18 protein-coding genes are annotated in these 21963 nt (G+C 72.3%); 11 read left to right on the top strand and 7 right to left on the bottom strand.

Going from position 1 to position 21963, the window contains the following annotated elements:
* Position 1: 1 nt before the first annotated feature.
* From ABZ459_RS11055 to ABZ459_RS11030, 6 genes are read right to left on the bottom strand one after another with little or no spacing between them, the layout of a single operon-like run.
* Entirely contained in the window at positions 2-1951 is a 1950-nt protein-coding gene (locus ABZ459_RS11055) for an NPCBM/NEW2 domain-containing protein (RefSeq protein ID WP_357968741.1), read from the bottom strand.
* 10 nt (positions 1952-1961) lie between these two features.
* Positions 1962-3506, bottom strand: a complete 1545-nt coding sequence (locus ABZ459_RS11050; RefSeq protein ID WP_357968739.1) for an alkaline phosphatase D family protein — start codon at positions 3504-3506, stop codon at positions 1962-1964.
* A gap of 8 nt (positions 3507-3514) precedes the next feature.
* Positions 3515-4816: a sugar ABC transporter substrate-binding protein gene (locus ABZ459_RS11045; RefSeq protein WP_357968737.1), complete on the bottom strand. Its 1302-nt coding sequence runs from the start codon at positions 4814-4816 to the stop codon at positions 3515-3517.
* A 22-nt stretch (positions 4817-4838) separates the two neighbouring features.
* A complete protein-coding gene (locus ABZ459_RS11040) occupies positions 4839-5648 on the bottom strand; it encodes a carbohydrate ABC transporter permease (protein ID WP_352353992.1) in 810 nt (269 codons plus the stop codon).
* Between the two features lie 8 nt (positions 5649-5656).
* Positions 5657-6583, bottom strand: coding sequence for a sugar ABC transporter permease (locus tag ABZ459_RS11035; RefSeq protein WP_357968734.1), 927 nt, complete (start codon positions 6581-6583; stop codon positions 5657-5659).
* On the bottom strand, positions 6580-7881 hold the full coding sequence (locus ABZ459_RS11030; protein WP_357968732.1) for a glycoside hydrolase family 36 protein: 1302 nt from the start codon (positions 7879-7881) through the stop codon (positions 6580-6582). Before ABZ459_RS11030 ends, ABZ459_RS11035 begins: the two co-directional genes overlap by 4 nt.
* A gap of 161 nt (positions 7882-8042) precedes the next feature.
* Between ABZ459_RS11030 and ABZ459_RS11025 the strand changes: the two genes are divergently transcribed.
* The 4 genes from ABZ459_RS11025 (at position 8043) to ABZ459_RS11010 (ending at position 12873) form a co-directional block, all read left to right on the top strand.
* On the top strand, positions 8043-9197 hold the full coding sequence (locus tag ABZ459_RS11025) for an ROK family protein (protein ID WP_357968729.1): 1155 nt from the start codon (positions 8043-8045) through the stop codon (positions 9195-9197).
* Positions 9198-9381: 184 nt separating this feature from the next.
* Entirely contained in the window at positions 9382-11061 is a 1680-nt protein-coding gene (locus ABZ459_RS11020; RefSeq protein WP_357968727.1) for an RICIN domain-containing protein, read from the top strand.
* A 145-nt stretch (positions 11062-11206) separates the two neighbouring features.
* Positions 11207-12235: an alcohol dehydrogenase catalytic domain-containing protein gene (locus ABZ459_RS11015; protein WP_357968724.1), complete on the top strand. Its 1029-nt coding sequence runs from the start codon at positions 11207-11209 to the stop codon at positions 12233-12235.
* A gap of 14 nt (positions 12236-12249) precedes the next feature.
* On the top strand, positions 12250-12873 hold the full coding sequence (locus tag ABZ459_RS11010; protein ID WP_357968721.1) for a cysteine hydrolase: 624 nt from the start codon (positions 12250-12252) through the stop codon (positions 12871-12873).
* Here ABZ459_RS11010 and ABZ459_RS11005 read toward each other — a convergent pair.
* Positions 12862-13338, bottom strand: coding sequence for a hypothetical protein (locus ABZ459_RS11005; protein ID WP_357968718.1), 477 nt, complete (start codon positions 13336-13338; stop codon positions 12862-12864). The genes ABZ459_RS11010 and ABZ459_RS11005 overlap by 12 nt on opposite strands.
* Before the next feature lie 257 nt (positions 13339-13595).
* Here ABZ459_RS11005 and ABZ459_RS11000 point away from each other — a divergent pair, with 257 nt between their 5' ends.
* The 7 genes from ABZ459_RS11000 to ABZ459_RS10970 all read left to right on the top strand — a co-directional run bounded on the left by ABZ459_RS11000 (position 13596) and on the right by ABZ459_RS10970 (position 21942).
* Positions 13596-15827: a hypothetical protein gene (locus ABZ459_RS11000; protein WP_357968715.1), complete on the top strand. Its 2232-nt coding sequence runs from the start codon at positions 13596-13598 to the stop codon at positions 15825-15827.
* Between the two features lie 112 nt (positions 15828-15939).
* A complete protein-coding gene (locus ABZ459_RS10995; protein WP_357968713.1) occupies positions 15940-17055 on the top strand; it encodes a GntR family transcriptional regulator in 1116 nt (371 codons plus the stop codon).
* Between the two features lie 54 nt (positions 17056-17109).
* Positions 17110-18402 (top strand): extracellular solute-binding protein, encoded by a 1293-nt coding sequence (locus ABZ459_RS10990; protein ID WP_357968710.1) that lies wholly within the window; start codon positions 17110-17112, stop codon positions 18400-18402.
* The gene (locus ABZ459_RS10985; RefSeq protein ID WP_357968707.1) at positions 18399-19331 is read left to right on the top strand and encodes a sugar ABC transporter permease; all 933 of its coding nucleotides are present in this window, start codon (positions 18399-18401) and stop codon (positions 19329-19331) included. Before ABZ459_RS10990 ends, ABZ459_RS10985 begins: the two co-directional genes overlap by 4 nt.
* Positions 19324-20136 (top strand): carbohydrate ABC transporter permease, encoded by an 813-nt coding sequence (locus ABZ459_RS10980; RefSeq protein ID WP_357968704.1) that lies wholly within the window; start codon positions 19324-19326, stop codon positions 20134-20136. Before ABZ459_RS10985 ends, ABZ459_RS10980 begins: the two co-directional genes overlap by 8 nt.
* 31 nt (positions 20137-20167) lie before the next feature.
* A complete protein-coding gene (locus tag ABZ459_RS10975; protein WP_357968701.1) occupies positions 20168-21175 on the top strand; it encodes a Gfo/Idh/MocA family oxidoreductase in 1008 nt (335 codons plus the stop codon).
* Complete coding sequence (locus ABZ459_RS10970; protein ID WP_357968698.1) at positions 21172-21942, top strand: sugar phosphate isomerase/epimerase family protein; 771 nt, start codon at positions 21172-21174, stop codon at positions 21940-21942. The genes ABZ459_RS10975 and ABZ459_RS10970 overlap by 4 nt, the downstream gene beginning before the upstream one ends.
* The last annotated feature ends 21 nt before the right edge of the window (positions 21943-21963 follow it).

Genomic DNA, 21963 nt, shown 5'->3' with positions numbered 1-21963 from the left:
CTCACTGACAGGTGATGGTGGCGTCGGCGAAGTCGGCGTGGTCGGAGGTGGCGTTGTCCCCGCCGTTGGTCGCGACCAGCCGGACGAACCGGGCGCCCGCGACGGACGCCGTGACCTTCCTGGCGGGCATCGCGCCGGTCAGCACGCCGGAGTGCGCGACCCGGCCGCCGTCGGCCCACACCTCGAAGTCGGCCGATCCGGCCTGCCCGACCTCGTCGTCGATGCCGGCCTGGAACTCGACCGTGGTGCAGCGGCCGGCGGCGTAGAACTCGATGTCGGCGGGGGCGTGCGTGCCCAGGCCCTTGGCGTACCGGACGCCCTCGACGGTGATCGGGCGGCCGTCGCCGGCGGCCCGGTCGCCGTTGCTGGTGTCCTTCTCGACCGGGCCGAAGTAGTTCGTGGCCCTGGTCCAGGCCAGGTCGCTCAGGTAGGTGCGGCCGGTGCCCGGCGCCTTGGTCACGATGACGACGGCGACGGCCTGCTGGCCGCCCTGCGTGAAGGCCACCGCGTAGGTGCCGGGCGCGGCGCCCGCGGGCGGGGTGACCGTCCAGGTCACGGTGAACGTCTCGGCGGCGCCGAGCCGGGCGGTCCTGGCCGGTGTGCGGGCCTCGGCGCGCCAGCCGTCCGGCGCGGACGCCTTGACCTCGACGTCCCGCAGCGGGGCGGTGGCCCCGGTGTTCGTGACGCGGGTGACCAGCTCGCCGGGCACGCCGGGCTCCAGCACCGACGGGCGGTCCTCGCCGAGGAAGCGCGGCGGGTCGGCCTCGAACGTCACCAGCGGCGGCGCCTGCTCCCGGCTCTCCGAGACCCGGTAGAGCACCGCCGCGTGCGCCGGGACCTGCGCCGACAGCACGTCCTTCGTCGAGCTGACCGCGCCGGACCACAGCTCCTCGACGCGGTGGCGGGAGCCCGCGCCGAGCCGGGTGGAGATCACCGCCGCCCGGTCGCTCTCGTTGAACAGCGCGATCGCCCGGTCGCCGCCGTCCAGCGGCTTGGCCAGGACGTGGTACCAGCCGTCGGAGGAGACGAGCCGGCCGTGCGCGCCCAGCCGGTCCTGGTCCACCGCGATCACCTTGGGGTTGGCGACGACGGCGGCCGGCGCCTTGGCCGGGTCGGCCTGCAGGACGAGCGGCGCGGCCCCCATGGCCCACAGCGTGAACTGGGCGCGGTACTCGGTCTCGGTCATCCCGCCGCGCCCGGCCTGGATCAGGTCGGGGTCGGCCCAGCTGCCCGGCCCGGCGTACTCGGCTCTGAGCTGGTTGGTCTCCCAGATGTCGACCATGCTGGGGTAGCTGTCGGGGATGGGCCTGTTGTAGACGTTCGTCCGCCAGGTGGTGGCGCCGGCGTCCTTGCCCCACAACCAGGGCACGGTGCTGCCGTCCTCGTTGTTCATGGCGAACACCACGTCGTCGCCCAGGGCCTGGCGCATGCGCGGGTAGAGGGTCTGGGCGATCTGCTGCACGTTCTGGCCGGGGAAGTCGGCCGTGGGGACGTTGCACCAGTCGTACTTGACGTAGTCGGCGCCCCAGGCCTTGAGCTGGGCGGCGTCGGCGGCCTCCTGCTTGTAGGCGCCGGCGCCGCCGCCGGAGCACGCCTTGGTGCCCGCCGACACGCTCAGGCCGAGCTTGAGCCCCTTGGCGTGCAGCTCGTCGGCCAGCGCCTTGACGCCGCCCGGGAAGCGGGCCGGGTCGGGGGTCAGGGCGCCGCCGCTGCGCTGGGCGGCCAGCCAGCAGTCGTCGAGGACGACGTACCGGTAGCCGAGCGGCGCGAGCGGGGCGAGGGCGTCGGCGGCCTGGCGGACGGCCGCCTCGGAGACCGAGCAGCCCAGGGAGCGGCTGCTCCAGCCCATGGGGGGCGCCGCGGCGGTCGCCGCGGTCGCCGTTGAGCCTGGTAAGGGCGCGAAGGGCAGGGTGAGGAGGGCCGCCGCGGCGGCGGCCGTGATCGTGCGCATGGGGATCCCGTCAGGCTGGGTGGAGGCTCGGGTCGCCCGGCTCGACGACGAACGAGCCGGAGGTGTAGGCGGGCGCGTACGGCTCGGTCACCCGGGACAGCGAGCGGAAGTCGACCTTCATCTCCTGCTGGGTGAGCTTGGCGCGGACGTAGCCGCGGCGGCCGTTGAAGAACTTCACGTGCGGGTTCTCGTCGAGCAGGATCTGGGTGTTGGGGTACTCGTCGAAGCCGTTGCCGGCGCTGGTGACCGACGTGGTGACCAGCTCGACCGCGACGGACTTCGACTCGGGGTCCTGGAAGTCGCGCTTGACCTCCCCGGCCCAGTGGGAGTGCACGTCGCCGGTGAGGACGACCGCGTTGCGCCGGTAGTCGTCGATGGCGGCGGTCAGCCGGTTGCGGGAGGCGACGTAGCCGTCCCAGCCCTCGTTGGAGTAGCCCTTGCCCTCGCCGTTGGTCCAGTCCATCTCCATGAGGAAGACCTGCTGGCCGAGCAGGTCCCAGGTGGCCTGGGAGCCCTTGAGCTGCCCGTCGAGCCAGGACTCCTGCTCGCCGCCGAGCATCGTGCGGTTGGGGGCCAGCCGCTCGGCGCAGTCGGCGCCGACCGTGCCGCTCCTGCCGGTGCAGGCGTACAGGTCGCGGTACTGGCGGGTGTCGAGCATGTGCAGGTTGGCGACCGCGCCCCAGCGGATCGTGCGGTAGAGCCGCAGGGCGGGGCCGTGGGGGCGCTGGGCGCGGCGCAGCGGCATGTTCTCGTAGTACGCCTGGAAGGCCGCGGCCCGGCGGGCGAGGAAGGGCGGGTCGGGCTGCTCGGGCACGTCGCCGGCCCAGGCGTTCTCGATGTCGTGGTCGTCCCACACGACCACCCAGGGGGCGATCGCGTGGGCCAGCCGCGATTCGGGGTCGGCCTTGTGCTGGGCGTGCCGCAGCCGGTATCCGGCCAGGTCGAGGCATTCGCCGCCGGCCTGGTCGCGGACGGGGTACTTGTAGTCGCCGTACTCGTAGATGTAGTCGCCGAGGAAGGCGATGAGGTCGGGGTGGTCCTCGGCCATCCGGCGGTAAGGGGTGAACCAGCCGGTCTGGTAGTCGGCGCAGGAGGTGAAGGACAGGTTCAGGGGCCGGGAGCGGGCGCCGGGGGCGGGGGCGGTCAGGGTGCGGCCGACCTCGCTGATCTCGCCCTCGGCGCGGAAGCGGTAGAAGTACTCCGCGCCCGGACGCAGGCCGTCCAGCTCGACGTGCACGCTGTGGGCCGACTCGCGGCGGGCCTGGTCGACGCCCTGGCGCACGACGTGGCGGAAGTTCTCGTCGGAGGCGAGCTGCCAGTGCACCGGCACGACGCGGTCCGGCATGCCGCCGAGCCCGTCGAGCGCGACCGGGTCCATGGCGAGCCGGGTCCAGAGGACGACGCCGTCCGGCGTGGGCTCGCCGGAGGCGACGCCGAGCTGGAACGGGTCGGACAGGGGGGCACGCCGGGCCGCCGCGCGCACGGGTGAGGCACCCAGTGCGGCGGCGAGGCCCAGGCTCGCGCCCCCGGCGAACAACGATCGCCGGGTGATCAATGGAGCTCCTACTTGACGGAGGCGTTGCCGGCGGCCACGGCCTGGTCGGCGGCCTGCTGGGGGGTGAGCTTGCCGAGGTACATCTCGTTGAGGATCTGGTTGAGCTTGGTCTCGAAGCCGGTGAAGCCGGTGGTGACCGGCAGCGGGAAGGTCTGGCCCTCCGACTCCTTCTGGAACGGCGAGACGTCGAGCTTCTTGGACTTCCAGTAGTCGACGTAGCCCTGCGACAGCCCGTTGAGCGCGGGGAAGACGTAGCCGCCGTCGGCCATCATCTTCTGCGGCTCCTCGGTGCCGAGCCAGGTGGCCAGCTTCATCGCCTCGGCCGGGTGCGCGCTCTTGGCGGAGACGGCCTCCGACAGGCCGTTGAGGTTCACCGAGCGGCCCTGCGGTCCCTCGGGCATGGGGGCGACGCCGATCTCGAAGTTGGCCTCCGGCGCGACGAACGGCAGCAGCGCGTTGTTCGCCGGGAACATGGCGACCTTCCCGGCCTTGAACATGTCGGTGACCTTGCCGGTGGGCGGGTTGGTCTGGGTGGCCGGCGGCGAGACGTGGTGCTTGTTGACCAGGTCCACGCCGAACTGCAGCCCCTGGACGGAGGCGGCGTCGTTGAAGGTGTAGTTGCCGAAGGGCTTGTCCAGCAGCTTGCCGCCGTTGGAGCTGACCCAGTTCATCCACTGCGTCTGGTAGTGGTTCCAGGAGGCGAAGCCGTACGTGGCGACCTTGGCGGGGTCGAAGCCGGACTCGCCGGGGTGCTTGCCGGCCTCGTCCACGGTGAGCTTGCGGGCCGTGTCGAGCAGAGTGCCGGAGCCGTCGGCCGCCCAGGTGAGCTTGTCCGGCATGGTGACGCCGGCCTTGGCGAACAGGTCCTTGTTGTAGAGCAGGCCGACGATCCCCCAGTCCTTCGGCACGCCGTACAGCTTGCCCTGGTAGGTGAACGAGCCGACCACGGTCTGGTGGTACTTGGAGCCGTCCACCTGGACGGGCGCCAGCACGCCCTTGGTGACGTACTCGGGGAACTGGGTGGGGCTCATCCAGAAGACGTCCGGCGCGGTCCCGGCGACGGCGTCGGCGGTGAGCTTGGTCCAGTACTGGTCGTAGGGCAGCAGTTCTATCTTGACGTCGATGCCCGGGTTGGCCTTCTCGAAGGCGGCCATCACCTTCTCGTAGCCGACCTTCTGCTGGTCGTCCCAGAGCCGGTAGGTGAGCGTGACCTTGCCGGAGTCTCCGGAGCCCGACCCACAGCCGGACAGGATGAGCGTGGCGGCGCAGAGCAGCGCCCCGGCCCAGCGAATCGGGGGGGATTGCAACATTCGCTGACCTCTTGTTCGTGTGCTACTTGAGGCCGGTGAGGACCACCGACCGGACGATGTGCCTTTGGAAGAAGACGAAGACGGCCACCATCGGCACGAGCGCGATCAGCCCGCCGGCCATCATCAGGTTGTAGTCGACGCCGATGCCGACCTTGAGGGTGGCGAGCGCCACCGTCATCACCCTGGTCTCGTCGCCGCTGGTGATGATCAGCGGCCAGATGAAGCTGTTCCACGACGAGATCACGGTGATGATCGTCAGGGTGCCGAGCGCCGGGCGGCACAGCGGCAGCAGGATGCGCAGCAGGACGGTCATCGCCCCGGCCCCGTCGATCCGGGCGGCCTCCTCCAGCCCGGCGGGCAGGGACTTGAAGAACTGGCGCATCAGGAAGATGCCGTACGGGGTGCCCAGCACGTACGGGATGAGCAGGCCGTACCAGGTGTTGACCAGGCCGAGCTCGCGCATGATGAGGAACAGGGGGATCATCGTGACCGCGCCCGGCACCATCATGGTGGCGACGTACAGCCAGAACAGGGCCTCCCTGCCCCGGAAGCGCAGCCGCGCGAAGGCGTAGGCGGCGAAGGTGGTGAAGACGAGCTGCCCGAGGGTGAGCACGACCGTCATCAGCAGCGTGTTGAGCACGTACCGGGGGAAGTCGCCGCTCAGCAGCCGGGTCAGGTTGGCGGTGGTCGGCGGCAGGCCGGGCAGCCACGGCTCGGTGGAGCTGAGCTGCGACTGCGTCTTGAAGGCGGTCAGCACGACCAGCAGGTACGGGAAGACGGAGACGAACGCGCCGGCCGCGAGCACGACGTGGAGCAGGGTGCGCTTGATCATGGGGGGCCTCAGCTCAGGTCGTAGGTGGTGCGCTTGCCGAAGAACCTGACCTGCGCCAGCGTCACCAGCAGGATGACCCCGAACAGCAACATCGACAGGGTCGAGGCGTAGCCGAAGTCGAACTGCTTGAACGCCGTCTCGTAGATGCGGAAGTTGAGCACTTCGGTGCTCTGGCTGGGGCCGCCGTTGGTCATGACGTAGACGGTGTCGAACACCTGGAAGGCGCCGATCAGGTTGGTCACCATGACGAAGAACATCGTGGGGTTGAGCAGCGGCAGCGTGATGCGCCAGAACCGCTGGGCGGGGGTGGCGCCGTCGGTGGCGGCGGCGTCGTACAGCTCCTTGGGGATGCCCTGGAGGCCGGCCAGGAAGAACAGCATGGTGTAGCCGGTGTGCTGCCAGACGTTGACCAGCGCGATCGCGGGCAGCGCCCAGGCGGGGTCGGACAGCCAGTCGGGGCCGGTGATGCCGGCCAGGCCGAGCAGGCTGTTGAGCGCGCCGTCGCGCGGGTCGAAGATCCAGTTCCAGACCAGGCCGAGGACGATCGGGGTGGCCATCCACGGGATCAGGTACAACGAGCGGTACAGCCGCAGGCCCTTGACCTTGCGGTCCAGCAGCAGCGCCAGCACCAGGGCCAGCACGGTCTGCAGCGGGATGCACAGGACGACGTACAGGAGGGTGACGCCCAGCGCGTGCCAGGTCTCGCCGTCCGCGGCCAGCCGGCGGTAGTTGTCCAGCCCGGCGAAGGTGGGTTCCGACAGCAGCTCCCAGTTGAAGAAGCTGAGCACCAGGACGATGACGACCGGCAGCAGCAGGAAGGCCACCACCCCGAACAGGCTGGGCCCGACGAACAGGTAGGCGTGCCAGTCGCGGGCGCGCCTGCGCGGCCGCCGCGGGGCCTCCTTGGCGGCGGCCCGGACGGTCTCGGTGATCACGACGGGTCCGTGGCGGTGGGGACCAGCAGGCGGCGGGTGGTCTCCAGCCCCCAGTCGTCGAGGGAGGCGATCGGGTCGCTGGAGCCGCGCAGGCCGCCGGTGCCCTCGATGTGCGCCGCCCACTCCTGCCGGGCCTCCACCTCGGGCCGCGCGATGAGGCAGTCGGGGTCGTTGACCCACCAGCGGGCGTGCAGGAACTCGCGGGCCGCGCCGGTCAGCCGGGCGCCGAGCTGGGAGGGCTGGCTGATGTCGCCCGAGCGGGGGTGCAGGGTGGGCGCGATGTCGGGGCTGACCCGCATGATGTCGACCAGCCCGATGCTGGGCAGCATGGGCGCGCCGCAACCGTGCAGGGTGGCCTCGGGGCCCGCGCCGCGCCGGACGAGCTCCAGCCCGCGCCGGTAGGCCGCGATCGGGTCGAGCTCCTCGTGGCGGCGGCCGGCCAGGGCGCCGGCGTAGAGGTAGTCGAGCTTGAAGTGGGTGACGCCCATGGCGGCGAAGGTGGCGAACACGTGGACCAGGTGCTCGGCCGCGCCGGGGTGGGTGACGTCGAGGACGGCCAGCTCCTGGTTCCACATGCGGCCCGCGTACGCGCCGTCCACCAGCCAGTCGGGGTGCTCGTGGAACAGGCGGCTGTCGTGGCCGACGAGGAAGGGGGCGGTCCAGATGCCGGCGCGGCGGCCGGAGCCGGTGACGGCATCAAGGGCGCGGGGAAGGGAGCCGAAGCCTGGCCTGGGGTCCAGCCAGTCGCCGATGCCGGCCTCGTAGCCGTCGTCGACGAGGAACATGTCGGCGGTCAGGCCGTGCCGGTCGGCCAGCGCCAGGTTCTCCAGGACGTCGGCGTCGGTGACCTTGTCCCAGTAGCCGTACCAGGTGCACCACATGGGCGGGACTGCGGGGAACGTCCTGGGTTCGGCCATGCCGTCCGCCCAGGCGCGCAGGGCCCGGTCGAGGTCGCCCTCGATGCGGTGGTGGCGTACCGGGCCGTCGGCGGAGATGACCAGGCGGTCGCCCTCCCGGCGGGCCCGGACGGAGGGCACCTGGAGCGGTCCGGGCGCGCTCCACAGCTCGACCGCGCCGTCACCGGTCTCGACGGCCAGCAGCCCCTCGCCCTGGAAGACGCCGTCGGGGACGGGCGTCTCGGGCCGGTAGCAGAGGATCTGGATCGTCTCGTCGGCGGGTCTGGGCGGAAGGTGCCCGAGGCCGTAGGCGCCCGTGGGGCTCCACGACTGCCAGCCGTGCTCGAACACCCGGGTCCGGGCCTGGTCGCACCTGATCTCGCCGACGTCAACGAATGACATCAGACCTCATCTCTCTCAACTTACGAAGGAGCGCTTCATTAGTAGCACCGTCGGTTTCCGAGGGTCAACGCCCAATTTGAAGGGGTTCGTAGGTGGTGCGCTGTCGAGCTGGCCCCTGGCATAATCTCTGCTTACAGAGGAGACCTACGTTAAGGACGGCGATGGCGGATCTACGCGGCGGCGACCTGTCACGGCTGCGACAGCTCAACTCGCTGACCGCCATCCGGGCGTTGCGCCGGGCCGGCCCGCTCACCCTGTCGGCGCTGGCCGAGCGCACGGGGTTGTCGCGGCCGTCCATGAAGGAGGTCGCCGGCGAGCTGATGGACCTGGGCTGGGTGGAGGAGGTGCCGCCGAGCCCCGGCTCGATGGGCCGGCCGGCCCGCCGCTACCGCTTCCGCGCCGACAGCGGCTACCTGGTCGGCGTCGACGTGGGCGGCCACAACATCCGCGCCGCCCTGTCCGACCTCGACGGCGAGATCCTGGCCGAGACCCGCCAGCCGGTGTTGCCGGACGCGCCGCTGGAGGACCGCCTGGCCGCGATCGAGCGGGCCGTCTCCGGCTGCCTGACCCTCGGCCGCGTCGAGGTGTCCGACCTGTGGACGATCGCCGTCGGCACCATCGGCATCATCGACATCGAGGGGCGGGTCATCTACTCGGCCGCCGTCCCGTCCTGGCGCGACCTCGACCTGGCGGGCCGGATGCGGGAGATGTTCCCCTGCCAGGTGCTGATCGAGAACGACAGCCGCCTGGCCGCCATGGCCGAGACCCGGCGCGGCGTCGCCCAGGGCGCCAAGGACGTGGTGTTCCTGCACGTCGGCAGGCGTATGGGCGCCGGGCTGATCATCGGCGGCCGGGTCCACCGAGGGTTCGGGGCGGCGGCCGGGGAGATCTCCATGCTGCCCGAGGCCCGCTGGTTCGACGCGCCCGAGCACCTCAACTCGTGCGCGGCCGTCCCCCAGGGCACGCCGCCGGAGGACGCGGCGGGCTACACGCTGGCCGCCGCCAGGAACGGCGACCCGGTCGCGCTGGAGGCCGTCGGGCGCTTTCTCGACGACCTGGCCGTGGGCGCGGCCGCCATGGTGCTCGTCCTCGATCCGCAGGTCGTGGTGCTGGGCGGCGGGTTCTCCAGGTCGGCCGACGTGCTGCTCGGGCCGCTGCGCGAACGGCTGGAGCGGCGGTGCATGCGCATGCCGGAGGTGCGGGCGTCCACGCTGGGCGACGAGTGCGTGGTGGCGGGCGCGATCGACTACGCCGTCGACCACCTCGACGAGCAGCTCTTCACCCCCGAGAGCGGCCCGCTCCCCCTCACCCGCTGATTGCAGGATTCCTGCAATCGGTTGTTGCAGAAATAACGACGCCACCAGGCAGAACGCTCGAAGCGTTTGCAGTTTTACCTGGACGTATTGACCTTTCCTTGGCACGAAGCCACTGTTACTGCAACCGGTTGGCACGGCTCGCGCGGCATCCCCCTTCCACTCCTCCACCGAAACGGAGCTGGACGTGCGTAAGAACCAACCCTTGGCGACGAGACCGGCGGTCGTGCTGGCCACCGGCCTGCTCACCGCGGGCGGCCTGGTCGCCGTGCTGAACACGCCCGCCTCGGCGGCCCCGGCCGGCGGGAACTACACGCTGGTCAACGGCGGCAGCGGCCTGTGCGCCACCGTGCCGGAGCAGAGCACCGGCGACGGCGTGCAACTCGCGCAGAACGCCTGCGCCGAGGCCGCCGGGCAGGTCTTCACCCTCACCGCCGCCGGGAGCGGCTTCCAGGTCAAGGCGGCGCACAGCGGCAAGTGCGCGGGCGTCCGCGACGCCTCCACCAGCGCGGGCAAGCCCGTGCAGCAGGAGACCTGTACGGGCGCCGCCTCCCAGACCTGGCAGCTCACCGCCGCCGGCGGCGCGTACCGGATCGTCAACGCCAACGGCGGGAAGTGCCTCAACGTCAAGGACAACGCCACCGCGCCGGGTGCGCTCCTGCAGCAGAACTCCTGCGACTCGGCCGCCACCAAGCAGTGGACCCTGAAGCCCGCGGGCGGCGGACCCACCACCAGCCCCACCCCGACCCCGACCGTCACGCCCACCGTCCCGCCCGCCGACGCCCTGTACGTCTCCCCGACCGGCAGGGACGGCGCGACCGGCACCCGGTCCGACCCGACGACGCTCACCTCCGCCATCACCCGCGTCGCGGCGGGCGGCACGATCTACCTGCGCGGCGGCACGTACGCCTTCAGCCAGACGGTCACCATCGCCCCGGGCAACGACGGCACCGCCGCGGCCCGCAAGAGGTTGTCGGCCTACCCCGGCGAGACGCCGGTGCTGAACTTCGCCGCCCAGAGCGAGGACCCGGCCAACCGCGGGCTCGCCGTCAACGGCTCGTACTGGCACCTGTACGGCATCACCGTCGAGCGCGCCGGCGACAACGGCATCTTCGTCGGCGGCAGCGGCAACATCATCGAGAGGTCGGTGACCCGGTACAACCGCGACACCGGGCTGCAGCTCTCCCGGATCGCCTCCGACACGCCGCAGAGCCGGTGGCCGTCCGGCAACCTCGTCCTGAGCACGGTCTCGCACGACAACGCCGACTCCGACGGCGAGGACGCCGACGGCTTCGCCGCCAAGCTGACCGTCGGCCCCGGCAACGTCTTCCGGTACGCGGTGTCCCGCAACAACATCGACGACGGCTGGGACCTCTACACCAAGACCGAGACCGGCCCGATCGGCCCGGTCACCATCGAGGACTCCCTGGCCTACGGCAACGGCACGCTCAGCGACGGCGGCCAGGCCGGCAACGGCGACCGCAACGGCTACAAGCTGGGCGGCGAGGACATCAAGGTCGACCACGTCGTGCGGCGCAACATCGCCTACCGCAACGGCAAGCACGGCTTCACCTACAACCGCAACCTCGGCACGATGTCGATCACCGGGAACGTCGGCATCGACAACACCGAGCGCAACTTCTCCTTCGACGGCGGCACCTCGGTGTTCCGCGACAACACCTCCTGCCGCTCCGGCAGCGGCGCCAACGACAAGATCGTCGGTGCCGCGGACGCCTCCAACCAGTTCTGGTCCGGCTCGAACGGCTCCCGCTGCTCGGCCTACTCCGGCGCCCTGAACTGGTCCTTCGCCGCGGACGGCCGCCTGGTGGTGACCTTCGGCGGCGTCCCGGTCGTCCCCGCGGGCTGACCGGCGGCCCCCAGGTCCGGGACCCGCGCCAGGGTCCCGGGCCTTCGCGCGCCGGTGGGGTAAACGAGCCGGAAGTGGAAAAGGTGGCCTTGTGAGGGCCTCCCGTCGAGGCCGCTGCTGCCCGTACGAAGAAAGAGCAGACGCCATGCCGTCTTCTGCCCTGCACCGTTCCATCCAGGTCGCCGAGCCCGGCGGCGCCATGGCCCAGGCCCCGGCGCAGACCCGCGAACCGGGCCCCGGCCAGGTGCGGATCACCGTCGAGGCGTGCGGGGTGTGCCACTCCGACGCGCTGATCATCGGCGGCGCGCTCCCGGGCACCGCCTTCCCCGTCACGCCGGGGCACGAGATCGCCGGACGCGTCGACGCGATCGGTGACGGCGTCGCGGGCTGGTCCGTGGGCGACCGGGTGGCGGTCGGCTGGTACGGCGGGAGCTGCGGCCACTGCGACGCCTGCCGGGAGGGCGACGGCGTGCTCTGCCCCGAGCTCCGGGTGCCGGGCGCCGCCTACCCCGGCGGGTTCGCCGACTCCGTGGTGGCACCGGCCGTCGCCCTGGCCGCGATCCCCGACGAGCTGACCGCGGTGCAGGCGGCGCCCCTGGCCTGCGCGGGCGTGACCGTGTTCAACGCGCTGCGGCGCAGCTCGGCGCGGCCGGGCGACACCGTCGCGATCCTCGGGCTGGGCGGCCTCGGCCACCTGGGCGTGCAGTTCGCCGCTCAGATGGGCTTCGAGACGGTCGCGATCGCGCGCGGGAGCGACAAGGAGCCGCTGGCCCGCGAGCTCGGCGCCGCCCACTACATCGACGGCGCCGCGGAAAAGGCCGCCGACGTGCTGCTGGCGCGGGGCGGGGCCAAGGTGGTGCTGGCGACGGTGACCAGCTCGGCGGCGATGTCCGGCACGGTCGACGGGCTCGGCCGGCGCGGCGAGCTCATCACGGTCGGCATCGACACCGACCCGCTCGCCGTCACTCCCCTGCAGCTGGTCGGGGGCGCCCGGCGGGTCTACGGGCACGCCTCCGGCATCGCCGTGGACACCCAGGACACCATGAGGTTCGCCGCGCAGAGCGGCGTGCGGGCCTGGACGGAGGAGGTGCCGCTGGAGGAGGCCGCGACGGCGTACCAGCGGATGTTGTCGGGGCAGGCCCGCTTCCGCATGGTCCTGACCACCGGCAACTGAGCGGGGAGGCGGCCATGAGCGAGTCCTACGACCCGCGCCGCACGGCGGTGCTGCTGGTCGATCCGTACAACGACTTCATCTCCGAGGGCGGCAAGGTGTGGCCGCGGCTCGGGCCGGTGGCGCAGGCGATCGGCCTGCTGGACAACCTGCGGGCGGTGATCGCCGCGGCGCGTGGGGCCGGCGTGCGGGTGGTGTTCGTCCCGCACCGCCGCTGGGAGCCGGGCGACTACGAGAGCTGGGCCCATCCGAACCCGACGCAGCACGGCATCCAGGAGCGGCACACCTTCGCCCGCGGCTCGTGGGGCGGGGAGTTCCATCCCGACCTCCAGCCGCAGGAGGACGACGTCGTCGCCGCCGAGCACTGGGCGCAGAGCGGGTTCGCCAACACCGACCTGGACCTCCAGCTGCGGCAGCGCGGCGTCACGCACGTGGTGGCCGTGGGCGTGCTGGCCAACACGTGCGTCGAGTCCACCGGGCGGTTCGCCATGGAGCTGGGCTACCACGTGACGCTGGTGCGCGACGCGACCGCCGCGTACCTGCCGGAGATGTTGCACGCCGCGCACGAGCTCAACGGCCCCACCTTCGCCCACGCCATCCTGACCACGGAGGAACTGGTCGCGGCCTTCTCACGGGGCTGACCCGGCCGGGTCAGTGGCTCGGGCGGGGCGGGTGGCCGTCCAGTAGGACCGGGTCATCTCGGCGGCCAGGCCGGCCACGACGAGCCCGATGATCCCGTGGTACCAGCGCCAGCCGACGCCGAGGCCGACGAACCCGTCCAGGATCATGATGCCCGCGCCCCCGCCGAGCGCCGCCAGCATCACCGCCAGCACGGCGAGCATCGCGGCCCGCGGCAGCCGGCGGCCCGCGGCGGTGACGGTGGCCAGGGCGACACAGGCCGCCAGCACCCCGGAGGCCGCCGCGAACCCCTGCGCGAGTGACGGGTCCAGGAAGTAGCCCGCGGCCTCGGCCGCCAGCACGGGCGGCCCGCCCGGGAAACCGAGCCTGCCCTGGACGGCGAAGGCGGCCTTGCCCGCCGCGTACCCGAGCATCAGCGCCGCCAGCCCGTATGCCGGCCAGCGCCGCGGGCGATGAGAGTCGACCATGCCCGCAACGCTAGGGACCGCCCGGCGCACGCTCCTCCCCACCGCGCGCGAACCCCCTCCCCCGTCAGGGGGATCCCCCCCACCTTCCGCGTCGGCGAGGGGGCCTGTCTCGCAGCCGAGAGCGCCCCGCCATTCGATAGCCGGAATTCATGCCATTCTTCTTCCGGAAATTCGGGGCTATCGTTTCGCCATCTCATGGATTCAATGTCCGGACATATCCGTTTCCGGCGTTAATTCATTCCTATGGAGGTGGCTTCATGCCCGCAAGGCTGTGGAGAATGGCGGCCGCGCTCGCGCTCACAACGCCGCTCATAGTGCCGCTCACAGTGGCGCTCACAGTGGCCACACCGGCCGTGGCGAGCGCGGCGGACCCGCCGTCGGTGGTGATCGACTCCGCCGGGCCCGCCCCCGGCCTGGTGCGCCTGACCGGCCGTTTCACCGCCGCCTACGACGTGTCGGTCGTGGTGGACGGCGAGCGCGTGGACCGGGCCGAGGTCACCGACCCCGACGCCGACGACAGCGGAACCTGGTCCTACGACCTCGACACCAGCGCCCTGGACGGCGAGATCGAGGTCTACGCCAAGGCCACGGCCGCCGACACCCGCTACGGCGCCTGGTCGCCGCCGCTGACCCTGCGCGTGGACAACCCGCAGGCCAGGGCCCCGCGCGTGTCGATCGCCGAGCCCGCCGACGGGGCCCGGCTCACGCGTCCCACGCCGGTCCGGGTGAACGTGACCGGCACGGACGTGCGCTCGGTCCGGGTCCGCGTCAACGGCGGCCCCTGGCAGCCCGCCGCCGGCGCGCGAGGGCGCTACGTCACGCTGCTGAACCCGGCCGGGTACGGCGACGTGATGGCGAGCCTGGAGGCGGAGGCGGTCGACGCGCGCGGCCACGTGTCCAGGTCGTCCACCACGTACGTGGCGCTCGGCGCGGCGAGCAGGCGGGCCCCGGTGCCGCACCGGCAGGACCGGGCGATGTGGATCTGGGAGAAGGCGTCCTACAACCTGGTGCTCAACCCGGGGTCGCGCCGCCTGCTGGAGACCGTCCTGCCCGCCGGATCGACGCTCTACCTGGGCGTGGACACCTACGCAGGGCGCGACATGCTCGAGGACGCCCGTCCCGGGCTGCGTGACCTGGTGGCCTGGGCGCACGGCCGGGGCATGAAGGTGCACGCCACCGTCGCCGGCGGGACGCGGCCGCCGTACCTGGGGGCGCTGTCCCGCTACCGCGAGCGGGCCGTCGGGGAGATGGAACGGGTGCTCGACTACAACCTGTCCTCGAAGCCGGCGGAGCGCTTCGACGGGATCAACGTCGACATCGAGCCGTACAGCCTGCCCTGGTTCACCAGCGGCAAGCCCGACGTGCAGATCCAGTGGCTGGACACGCTGCGCGCGATGATCGCCCGTCGGGACGCCTCCGGGCAGCCGCTGCTGTTCGGCCCGGCCGTGCCGCGCTGGCTGGACACCTCGGCCTGCTGCACCGGCATCACGTACGGCGGGACCACCCGCACCATGGCCGAGCACGTCCAGGACCTCAGCGACTACATCGCGATCATGGACTACCGCGACCAGGCGGACGGCGGCGCCGGCATCATCGCGCAGGCGGCCGGCGAGCTGGCCTACGCCGAGCGGATCGGCAAGCCGCTGTCGGTGGTGGTCGGCGTGGAGACGCTGGACATCGCGACCAGCGGCGACCCCGCCGCCATCACCTTCCGAGAGGAGGGCAGGGACGCGCTGGAGGCCGAGCTGGCCAAGGTCTCCGGGACGTTCGCGGGCAGCCCGGCCTTCGCCGGGATCGCGCTGCACCACTACGACTCCTACCGGGAGCTGCCCACGGTCTGGGGCCCCTCGGCCAGATGGCCCGAGCCGCCCGCCGACTCCGGGCCGCCCACGGGCGTGGCCTCGCCGCCGCGGGCCGTGGCGTTCGGCCACGCCACGGTGGACCTGACGTACGGGCGGGCACGCGACGACACCGAGGTCGCCCACTACGAGGTGCACCGCTCGACCGAGCCGGGCTTCACCCCCGGCCCCGGCACGCTCGCCGGGAAGGCGCGCGGCCTCACCCACACCGACACCGGCCTGCTGCCCGGCACCGCCTACCACTACCGGATCGTGCCGGTGGACGTGGCCGGTCACCGCGGCCCGCCCTCCGCCCCGGTCACCGTGACGACCGGCGCGAGCGGCCTGCGGCCCATGGTCGTGCAGTCGATGGCGGTGACGGTGGAGGGCGGCGCGGCCCGCGTCCGGCTGCGCGTGGTGGACAAGGAGAGCGGGCAGCCGGTGGCCGCCACGGTGCGCGGGCGCTTCACCTTCTCCGCCGGCCGCTACGTGACGGTGACCGCGGGCCCCGACGGCTGGGCCACCGCGACGTCGGAGGCGCTGAAGCTGCCGACCGGCGAGGTCGGTTTCGCCGGTCACCGCCTGACCGCCGCGGGCCACTACTGGGCCGCCGCCTACGACCGCGACAAGGACGTCACGGCCCGCTGGTGACCCCCAAAAGGAGGGAATTCATTCCTAATATGTCGCGAATAACGGAGTGAATTTAGGGTTGACATTACTTTGGAATGACGAGAAGAATCCCGTTATGGAGCCACCTGAAGGAATGAATTCCCTCCCCAGGGGAAGGCGATTCCGCACCCTCGCGGCGCGCCTGCGGCAGGAGATCGTGCAGGGCCGCTGGCCGGTCGGCGGGCGGCTGCCGACCGAGTCCGAGCTGGCGCAGACCTACTCGGTCGGGGTCAACACCGTGCGCCGCGCGGTCGACCTCCTGGTCGAGGAGGGGCTCGTCCGGCGCCGGCAGGGGTCGGGCACCTTCGTGACCAGCTCCGTCACTCCGGGGGCCAGGCCGCGTCTCATCGGCGCGCTCGTCCCGTCGAACACCTACTACTTCCCGCAGGTCGTGCAGGGCATCGAGCGGGCGGCCACCGCCGCCGGCGTGCAGCTCGTGCTGGCCTGCTCCAACTACGACCCCGACGTCGAGGCCGGGCAGATCCAGCAGCTCGTCGACGTCGGCGTGGCCGGTCTGCTGCTGGTGCCCAACCTGCACCTCGCCGCCGACCCCGACGCCCACCTGGCCCGCCTGCGCGGGCTGCCCGTGCCGTACGTCCTGGTGGAACGCCGGCCGGCCGACCCCCGCCCGGCCGACCCGACCTCCTACGTCTGCACCGACGTGCACGGCGGCGGCTACGCGGCGGTGCAGCACCTGAGCGGCCTCGGCCGCAGCCGGATCGGCTATCTCGGCCGGGTCGGCACCGCCAGCTCCGAGCAGGTCTTCGCGGGATACCGCCAGGCCATCGCCGACCTCGGGCTTCCGGAGATCCCGGAGGCCGTGGCCAGGCAGCCCGTCTGGACCGGCCCCGACATGCTGGCCTACGCCAACACGCTGGTCGCCGAGAAGGTGCGCGCGGTGGTGTGCCTCGGCGACCGCGAGGCCACCGCGCTGCTGCCCTACCTGCGCCGGGTCGGCCTGACCGTGCCCGACGACATCGCCGTCGTCGCCTACGACGACGAGGTCGCCGACCTGTCGGAGGTGCCGCTCACCGCGGTCTCGCCGCCCAAGGCCGAGGTCGGCCGCATGGCGACCGAGCTGCTGCTGCGCCGGATCGAGCTCGGCCCCGCCGCCCCGGTCTGCCGGGTCGTGCTGCAGCCCCGCCTGGCCGTACGCGCCTCCTGCGGAGCCGCCTCCGGCAGCCTGGTCGAGGTCCGCGTCCCGACGTGACGGCGGCGTCCCCCTCACCCCCTTCCCCCCTCTTCGTTCCTGTTGGAGGACCCAATGAGAGTGCGCGTGCTCGCCGCTGCCGCGGTGGCCGTCCTCACCGTGGCCGGCACGGCGTCGTGCGGCGGCCCGGCCGACGACTCCGGGGCGGTCACCCTGAAGCTCGGCTTCTACGCCGCCGCGGGCGACCCGGCCGACACGACCATGCGGGAGCTCGTCAAGGAGTTCACGGCCGCCAACCCGTCGATCAAGGTGCAGCTCGAGGTCGCGCCGTACGTCAAGTTCTTCGAGCGGCTCAGGACGCAGATCGCCGGCGGCCAGGCGCCCCAGGTGTGGCTGTCGGACGGCGTGCTCGTGCAGGAGTTCGCCGCCCGCGGCGCGCTCGCCGACCTGAGCGACCGGGTCAAGACCGTCAACGCCGCCGACTTCTCCGGCATCGAGCTGAACCGCGACGCCCAGGGCCGGGTCTTCGGCTTCCCCCAGGGCGCCCAGACCCCGGTGCTCTTCTACAACAAGAAGCTGTTCGCCGAAGCCAAGGTGGCCGAGCCGACGGCCGGGTGGACCTACAACGACCTGGCCGCCGCCGCCAAGAAGCTCACCAAGGACGCCAACGGCGACGGCAAGCCCGACACCTACGGCTTCCGCGCGTACTCGCCGGGGTTCACCGAGAGCTGGTGGCCCATCGTCAAGGCGTTCGGCGGCGACGTCGTCACCGACGGGGGCCGCAAGGTCGTCGTCGACAGCCCGCAGTCCACGGCCGCGCTCGACTGGATGCTGCGCACCATGGGCAAGGACGGCTTCGCCCCCGACTACGTGACCACCGAGGCCATGGGCAAGGGCGTCGTGCACACGCTGTTCGCGACCGGCCGGGTCGCCATGTCGTACGGCATCTACGCCCGGACCCTGCCCGCGGTGAGCGCGGGCGTCGACTTCGGCGTGGCGCCGCTGCCCAAGGGCCCGGCCGGGCGCGGCAACGTCGCGATCGTCAACTCGTGGGTGGTCGGCAAGGGCGCCTCCCCCGCGCAGGCCGACGCGGCGTGGAAGTGGATCACCTTCTTCTCCGGCGAGGGCCCGCAGCGCAAGTGGGCCGAGCTGGGCGAGGCGATCCCGATCAACAAGAAGGTGGCCGCCACCGCCCTGCCCGCCGACCGCGGCCCGGTCTTCCTGGACTCGCTCGACGCGGCCACCGACCTCGGCACCAACGCCGTGTGGTCGGAGTACACCGAGGCCCTGGCCAAGCGCATGAACGAGGCGCTGTCGGGCGCCACGCCGGTCGCCACCGCGCTGCAGACCGGGCAGAAGGAGGCCCAGGAGGTCATCGACCGCTTCTACGCCGGGAAGACGCAGTGACGGTGCTCACCAGGCGCTCCGGGCAGGTGGCCGCCGAGCCGCGGCCGCCCGCCCGGCGGCGGCGCGCGGGCGAGCGGGCCTGGGCCTTCGCGTTCGCCTCGCCCTACCTCCTCCACCTGGTCGCGCTGGCCGCCTGGCCGCTGCTGGCCTCGCTGTTCTTCAGCATGACCGAGTACGACCTGATGTCGGCGCCGAGGTTCGTCGGGTTCGGCAACTTCACCCGTCTGTTCGGCGACCCGGTCTTCTGGCGCACGCTGGGCAACACCGCCTACTTCGCGGTGCTGTTCGTGCCGGCGCAGACGGCGCTGGCCCTGGCCCTGGCGGTCGCGCTCAACCAGCGGCTGCGCGGCATGGCGCTGTTCCGCGCGGCCTACTTCGTGCCGGTGGTCTCCTCGTGGGTGGTCGTCGCCTACGTGGCCGACGCCGTCTTCAACCCGCAGACCGGCATCGCCAACCAGGTGCTCGGGTTTCTCGGGCTGCCGGCCGAGAACTGGTTGCAGGATCCCGCGCTGGTGATCCCCACGCTGGCGGCGGTCGCGGTCTGGAAGGGCGTCGGCTACATGACGGTGCTCTTCCTGGCGGGCCTGCAGGCCATCCCCGAGGAGCGCTACGAGGCGGCCAAGATCGACGGCGCGTCGGCCTGGAACCGGTTCCGCTACATCACCCTGCCGGGCATCTCCGGCACCACGTTCCTGGTGCTGGTGCTCACCTCCATCGAGACGCTGCAGTCGTTCGAGCAGGTCTTCGTGATGACCGACGGCGGGCCGCACGGCGCGAGCGAGCTGACCGTGCTCTACCTCTACCGGCAGGGTTTCCAGTTCTTCCAGATGGGCTACGCCTCGGCCGTGGCGTGGGTGCTGTTCGTGCTGGTGCTCGCGCTGACCCTGGTGCAGTTCCGGCTCCAGCGCAGGTGGGTGCACTATGCGTAAGACCGTCTCGTACGTGCTGGTGCTGGCGGGGGCGGCGGTCATGTTGCTGCCCTTCGTCGCGGCGCTGGGCAACTCGCTCAAGAGCTTCGCCCAGTACATCCAGGTGCCGCCCGCGTGGATCCCTGACCCGGTCCAGTGGGACAACTACGCCGAGGTGTGGCGGCGCACGCCGTTCGGGCTCTACCTGGTCAACAGCCTGCTGATCGCGGTGCTCGCGGTGGCAGGGAACGTGCTGACCAGCGCCATGGTCGGGCACGCCCTGGCCAGGATGCGGCTGCCGGGCAAGCAGGCGCTGCTGACGATGGCCCTGGGCACGATGATGTTGCCGACCGTCATCACGATCGTCCCGAACTTCCTGCTGTTCCGCTCGCTGGGCTGGCTGGACTCGATGTTGCCGCTCATCGTGCCGTACTGGCTGGCCACGCCGATCGGGATCTTCCTGATGCGGCAGACGTTCCTCGGCATCCCCAAGGACTTCGAGGAGGCGGCGGGCCTCGACGGGGCCAACCCCTGGCAGGTGTTCTGGCGCATCCACCTGCCGCTGGCCAAGCCCGCCCTGGCCACGCTCGCGGTCTTCACCTTCACCACCTCGTGGAAGGCCGTGCTGGAGCCCACGATCTACCTCACCTCGCCGGAGAACTACACGCTGCCGGTCGGCGTGCTGAGCCTGAAGGGGCAGTTCGTCGGCAACGACCAGCTCGTGACGGCCGCGGCGATGATGAGCCTGCTGCCGATGCTGGTCGTGTTCGTGCTGGCCCAGCGTTACTTCGTCCGCGGAACCATGTCCGCGGGTCTCAAGGGCTGACCAGAGCCCATTCCGATCCGGAAAGGAAATCGTGACCACAACATCCGGGCTGCGCCTGGGCGTCATCGGCGCGGGCACCATCGCGGAGTTCCACGTGGCCGCCGCCCGCCAGAGCGCCGGGCAGGTGAAGGTCGCCGCGGTGTGCGACGTCCGGGCCGAGGCGGCCGAGAAGCTGGCCGCCGAGGCCGGCGCCCGCGTCTTCACCGACCACCGGGCGATGCTCGACGCCGGCGGCCTCGACGCGGTCGTGATCACCGTGCCGCACGCGCTGCACGCCCCGATCACCCTCGACGCCGCCGCGGCCGGGCTGCACGTGCTCGTGGAGAAGCCGATCGCCACCACGCGCGAGGACGCCGTCCGCATGATCGGGGCGTGCCGGGCGGCCGGCGTCGTGTTCGCCGTCGGGCACGTGCTGCGCTTCGTCCCGATGCTGCGCGCGGCGGCCGGGTTCCTCGCCTCGGGCGAGCTCGGCCAGGTCGTGGTGGCCGCCGAACGGCGCACCGCCGACTACGCCGACCCCACGCGCCCCCGCTGGTTCCTCGACGCCGACATGGCCGGCGGCGGCATCGTGCTCAACGTCGGCACGCACAGCATCGACAAGCTCCAGATGCTGGTCGGCTCGCCGATCGTGGAGGTCACCGCGCACGTCGCCGGGCCCGCCGGCGGGTCGGTGGAGACCGAGGCGGTCGCCCTGGCCCGGCACGCCGACGGCACCCGTTCGACGCTCTCGGTCACCGGCACCGGCCTGCCGTTCACCGACGAGGCGGAGATCGTCTGTGGCGAGGGCGCGCTGCGCATCAGCCGCGGCGAGGGCGTCTGGTCCTTCCGTGGCGGCGTCGCCACGCAGGTCGCCGCGCCCGGCATCGGCGAGATGGCCACCGCGTTCGCCGCGCAGCTCGCCGACTTCGCGCGCGCCTGCGCCGGCCGGACCGCCCCCGAGGTGAGTGCCGAGTACGCCCTGTCGGTCCTCGACGTCGCCCTGGCCGTCTACGAGTCCGCCCGCCGGGGTTCCACCGTCACAGTGAAGGGACAACCATGAACCCGCTCGCGTTCAGCACGCTCGGCATGCCGGGCGCACCGGCCGAGGAGGTCGTCGCCACCGCCGCCCGGTACGGCTGCGCCGCCGTCGAGCTGCGCTGCGCCGTAGGTGAGATCGTCGCGCCGGACACCCCCGACGCCGAGCTGCGCTCGATCGCCCGGACGTTCGCCGCCGCCGGGATCGGGATCGTGGCCGTGTGCTCCTACACCCGCGTGGCCCGGCCGGACGGCGACCCGGTGGCCGAGGTGCTGCGCCACGTCGAGATCGCCGAAGCGCTCGGCTCGCCGTACGTGCGGGTCTTCGGCGGGGTCGAAGGGCAGGACGACCCGGCCGCCGCCGCGACTCGGAGGCTCGCGGACGTGGCCGGGCGGCTGCCGGACAACGGCGTGGACGTGCTGCTGGAGACGCACGACGTGTTCCTGACGGGCCAGGCGGTCGCCGGCGTGCTGGCCGGGGTCGGCTCGCCGCGCGTCGGCGCGCTGTGGGACGTGGTCAACCCGTGGCGGGCCGGCGAGAGCGCCGCGGCCACCGCGGACGCGTTGGGGCCGTACCTGCGGCACGTGCAGATCAAGGACGCGGCCTCGCCCGCCGACCTCGCGCCGGTGCTGCCGGGCAAGGGCGCGGTGGGCGTGCCCGGCGTGCTGGCCGAGCTGGACCGGATCGGCTACGCGGGCTTCCTGGCGCTGGAGTGGGAACGCGCCTGGTACCCCGACGCGGCGCCCGTCGGCGAGGCCCTGGCCGCCTTCCGAACGGTGCTGGGACGGTGATCCCCCTGATCGCCGCGGCCG

Source organism: Nonomuraea sp. NPDC005692, from assembly GCF_040631115.1.
Taxonomy (GTDB): Bacteria; Actinomycetota; Actinomycetes; order Streptosporangiales; family Streptosporangiaceae; genus Nonomuraea.
Note: the sequence above shows the minus strand (reverse complement) of the source record. Positions and strands in the feature narration are given on the sequence as shown.

What these genes read in the sequence shown, in the direction of transcription:
- ABZ459_RS11055 (WP_357968741.1), bottom strand. Translation starts at nt 1,951, where the DNA reads ATGCGCACGATCACGGCCGCCGCCGCGGCGGCCCTCCTCACCCTGCCC.
- ABZ459_RS11045 (WP_357968737.1), bottom strand. Translation starts at nt 4,816, where the DNA reads ATGTTGCAATCCCCCCCGATTCGCTGGGCCGGGGCGCTGCTCTGCGCC.
- ABZ459_RS11040 (WP_352353992.1), bottom strand. Translation starts at nt 5,648, where the DNA reads ATGATCAAGCGCACCCTGCTCCACGTCGTGCTCGCGGCCGGCGCGTTC.
- ABZ459_RS11030 (WP_357968732.1), bottom strand. Translation starts at nt 7,881, where the DNA reads ATGTCATTCGTTGACGTCGGCGAGATCAGGTGCGACCAGGCCCGGACC.
- ABZ459_RS11025 (WP_357968729.1), top strand. Translation starts at nt 8,043, where the DNA reads ATGGCGGATCTACGCGGCGGCGACCTGTCACGGCTGCGACAGCTCAAC.
- ABZ459_RS11015 (WP_357968724.1), top strand. Translation starts at nt 11,207, where the DNA reads ATGCCGTCTTCTGCCCTGCACCGTTCCATCCAGGTCGCCGAGCCCGGC.
- ABZ459_RS11010 (WP_357968721.1), top strand. Translation starts at nt 12,250, where the DNA reads ATGAGCGAGTCCTACGACCCGCGCCGCACGGCGGTGCTGCTGGTCGAT.
- ABZ459_RS11005 (WP_357968718.1), bottom strand. Translation starts at nt 13,338, where the DNA reads ATGGTCGACTCTCATCGCCCGCGGCGCTGGCCGGCATACGGGCTGGCG.
- ABZ459_RS11000 (WP_357968715.1), top strand. Translation starts at nt 13,596, where the DNA reads ATGCCCGCAAGGCTGTGGAGAATGGCGGCCGCGCTCGCGCTCACAACG.
- ABZ459_RS10995 (WP_357968713.1), top strand. Translation starts at nt 15,940, where the DNA reads ATGAATTCCCTCCCCAGGGGAAGGCGATTCCGCACCCTCGCGGCGCGC.
- ABZ459_RS10990 (WP_357968710.1), top strand. Translation starts at nt 17,110, where the DNA reads ATGAGAGTGCGCGTGCTCGCCGCTGCCGCGGTGGCCGTCCTCACCGTG.
- ABZ459_RS10980 (WP_357968704.1), top strand. Translation starts at nt 19,324, where the DNA reads ATGCGTAAGACCGTCTCGTACGTGCTGGTGCTGGCGGGGGCGGCGGTC.
- ABZ459_RS10970 (WP_357968698.1), top strand. Translation starts at nt 21,172, where the DNA reads ATGAACCCGCTCGCGTTCAGCACGCTCGGCATGCCGGGCGCACCGGCC.